The 3,098-nt window shown below is 68.0% G+C and carries 4 protein-coding genes; all 4 read right to left on the bottom strand.

Annotated elements, in window-relative coordinates:
• Positions 1–580, bottom strand: a 580-nt coding sequence (locus KYC_RS13685) for an ankyrin repeat domain-containing protein (protein WP_008163153.1), incomplete at its 3' end; no start/stop codon positions are given.
• A 39-nt stretch (positions 581–619) separates the two neighbouring features.
• A complete protein-coding gene (locus KYC_RS13690; RefSeq protein ID WP_008163156.1) occupies positions 620–1,390 on the bottom strand; it encodes a TatD family hydrolase in 771 nt (256 codons plus the stop codon).
• A 69-nt stretch (positions 1,391–1,459) separates the two neighbouring features.
• A complete protein-coding gene (holB, locus tag KYC_RS13695) occupies positions 1,460–2,509 on the bottom strand; it encodes a DNA polymerase III subunit delta' (RefSeq protein WP_008163158.1) in 1,050 nt (349 codons plus the stop codon).
• On the bottom strand, positions 2,506–3,098 hold a 593-nt coding region (gene tmk / locus KYC_RS13700), incomplete at its 5' end, for a dTMP kinase (RefSeq protein WP_008163160.1). The genes holB and tmk, both read right to left, overlap by 4 nt.

The following is a 3,098-nucleotide window of genomic DNA, read 5'->3' on the forward strand; positions in this document are numbered from 1 at the left end:
TGGTGATGTCCGCGCCCGACTTGATCAGCAGATCCACCATGGGCTTGCGGCCCGACAGCGCAGCCATCATCAGCGGCGTTTCACCGTTGGGCGCCGGCGCGTTGACCATCGCCTTGTTCGCCAGCAGCAGCCGGGCCATTTCCATCTGCCCCCGGGAAGCCGCGTAGTGCAGCGGCGTCCAGCCCAGACGGTTGACGTTGGCGCCGCGCGCGATCAGCTTGCGGGCGCGTTCGGTCTGGCCGGCGATGGCCAGGTACATCAGCGGGGTTTCACCCGCGGGATTCTCGGCGTTCACGTCGGTGCGCTTGTCGGCCGCAAGCACATCGAACACCTTCCAGGCGCCATCCACCACCGCACGCATGATGGCCGGCTGGCCGTTCTTGTAGCGCACGTTGGGGTCCGACCCCTGGGCCAGCAGCGCCTTGATATCGTCGGGATAGTCGTTGGCGACATACACCCACCAGTCGCCGGGATTGGCGGCCTGGGATGCCGGCGCCGCCAGACCGATGGCCAGCGCCAGCATGCCTGCGCGGCCGCAGGACAGAAAGGCTTTTTGGGCAGAAGCGAAGCTGATGGCCATGGCTATCCTCGAGAACAATATTTGATAAATAAGATTAAATTAACGCTTTATCTTATTGAAAAGCTTAAAGAAATTTTCCGTTGATGCGCGCGCCACTTCGGCGACGGAGATCCCCCTGAGGTCCGCGATCTTTTCGGCAACGTGAATCACCTTGGACGGATCATTGAGCTTGCCGCGATACGGCACCGGCGCCAGGTAAGGCGAATCGGTTTCGATCAGCAGCCGGTCCAGCGGCACCTTGGCGGCGACCTCGTGCACGATCTGGGCATTCTTGAACGTCACGATGCCCGACAGCGAAATATGGAAATTCTGGTCCAGAGCGGCCTGCGCGACTTCCCAGGTCTCGGTGAAACAGTGCATCACCCCGCCGGCCTCGGACGCTTTCTCTTCGCGCAGCATGCGCACCGTGTCCTCAGCCGATGAACGCGTGTGGACGATGAGCGGCAGGCGAGCGTCACGCGCGGCGCGGATGTGGCGGCGGAAGCGTTCGCGCTGCCAGTCCAGGGGCTCGGACAGGCGGTAGTAGTCCAGGCCGGTTTCGCCGATGGCGACGACCTTGGGATGCTCGGACAGCCGCACGAGCTCTTCGGGGCTCGGGTCCGGCGTGTCTTCGTAGTCGGGGTGCACGCCCACCGAGGCCCAGAGCCTCGCTTCGGGTTCCACCAGCGACATCAGGCCCGGCCATTCCGGCATGTTCACGCTGACGACCAGCGCGTGGGTGACCTGGTTTGCCGTCATGCGGTCAAGAATGGCCGGCAGATCGGCCGCCAGCTCCGGGAAATTCAAATGACAGTGGGAATCGACGTACATGGTGAGTCTGGTTGAAGGAGCCGGGGCGCCCCGCCCTGCCTCCGGGCAAAGCGCCGCCGGATCAAGGGCTTACGCTTGGCAGGATAGCACCACGCGCTGCAGGGTGGCGTGGGCGAACAGCTTGGCGTTCAGGGGGTGAGTGGCCAACGCGCGCTGGCGGGTGAGCCAGCGCGCGGCCTCGGCCACGCGGGCGGTATTGATGCGGGCGGCGACCTGCGCAACGCCCGCCGCCAGCGACGGAAAGTAGCGCACGGGCGCCCCGGCGCTGGCCAGCATCAGGTCCGTATAGAGCCGTTGCAGGGCATCAATCCATTCGGCCGCCGCCACCTTTTCCAGGGATTCGGCTAGCGTGCCCACGTCGGGCGCCTGCCCTTTGGCCAGCGGGCCGATCAATTGCGCCAACCAGGGCGGACAGGCGGTCTCGCCCGCCTGCGCCAGGCGCAGCGCCGCCAGCGGCGCGCCGCCCGCCGCGGCCAGCCATTCGCGCGCCGGCTCCACGTTCTGGCCGCGCAGCCATTGCAGCGCGGTGTCCGCGTCCGGCGCGGGCAGCGGCAGACGCCGGCAGCGCGACACCAGGGTCGGCAGCAGGCGGTCGGGCGCATCCGCCACCAGCAGGAACACCGTATGGGGAGGCGGTTCCTCCAGCACCTTCAGCAGGGCGTTGGACGACACCACATTCAGCGCGTGGGCCGGATAAAGCAATGCCACGCGCCAGCCGCCGCGGTGCGTGGCCGTGTTGAACCACGACTCCAGCGAGCGGATCTGGTCGATGCGGATTTCCTTGGACGGCGCCCGCTTGGCTGTGCCGGCGGCGGGCTCGGCGTCTTCGGCCTGCTCGGCCGCATCGGCGCCCTCTTCCACGGCCACCGCCTCGGGACGGATGCGGCGCAGGTCGGGATGGTTGCCGCTGGCGAACCAGGCGCAGGCGGCGCAGTGGCCGCAGGCCAGGCCGTTTTCAGGCGTCTCGCACAACAGGCTGGCCGCCGCCGCCACCGCAAAATCCAGTTTGCCGATGCCGGCCAGTCCGTGCACCAGCCAGGCGTGCGCAAACCGGTCGCGGTTGCCCAGCCAGGTGCGGGCCGTGTCCATTTGCCACGGCAGGAACTGGGGCGCGCTCATGCCTGGCCGGCCAGCAGTTCGCGCAGGCCGGCTTCGAGTTCGGCGCGGATCTGGGCGATGGATCGGGTGGAGTCGACGATATGGATGCGATCGGGGTCGGCCTTGGCGCGCGCGTGATAGGCCTGGCGGGTGCGTTCGAAGAACGCTGCGCCCTCGCGCTCGAAGCGGTCGGGTTCGCGGGCGTCGGCCAGCCGCGCCCGGGCCACTTCCAATGGCACGTCGAACAGCCAGGTGCGGTCTGGCCGCCCGGCACGCATCCAGTCTTCCAGCACGGCCACGCGTTCCGCCCCCAGGCCGCGCCCGCCGCCTTGGTAGGCGTAGCTCGCGTCGGTGTAGCGGTCGCAGACCACCCAGGCGCCGCGCGCGAGCGCGGGCTCGATCACCTGCCGCGCATGCTCGCAGCGGGCGGCAAACATCAGCAGGGTTTCGGTATCCAGCCCCATGGCGTCATTGAGCACCAGCGCGCGCAGCTTTTCACCCAGCGGCGTGCCGCCGGGTTCGCGCGTGGACACCACTTCCAGGCCCTGCGCGCGCAGGAAGTCGGCGATCCAGCCGGTGTGCGTGCTTTTGCCCGCGCCGTCCACGCCCT

This window comes from Achromobacter arsenitoxydans SY8 (assembly GCF_000236785.1).
GTDB lineage: Bacteria > Pseudomonadota > Gammaproteobacteria > Burkholderiales > Burkholderiaceae_B > Achromobacter > Achromobacter arsenitoxydans.

Coding starts and splice junctions, on each gene's coding strand:
- KYC_RS13690 (WP_008163156.1), bottom strand. CDS start 1,390: ATGTACGTCGATTCCCACTGTCATTTGAATTTCCCGGAGCTGGCGGCC.
- holB (WP_008163158.1), bottom strand. CDS start 2,509: ATGAGCGCGCCCCAGTTCCTGCCGTGGCAAATGGACACGGCCCGCACC.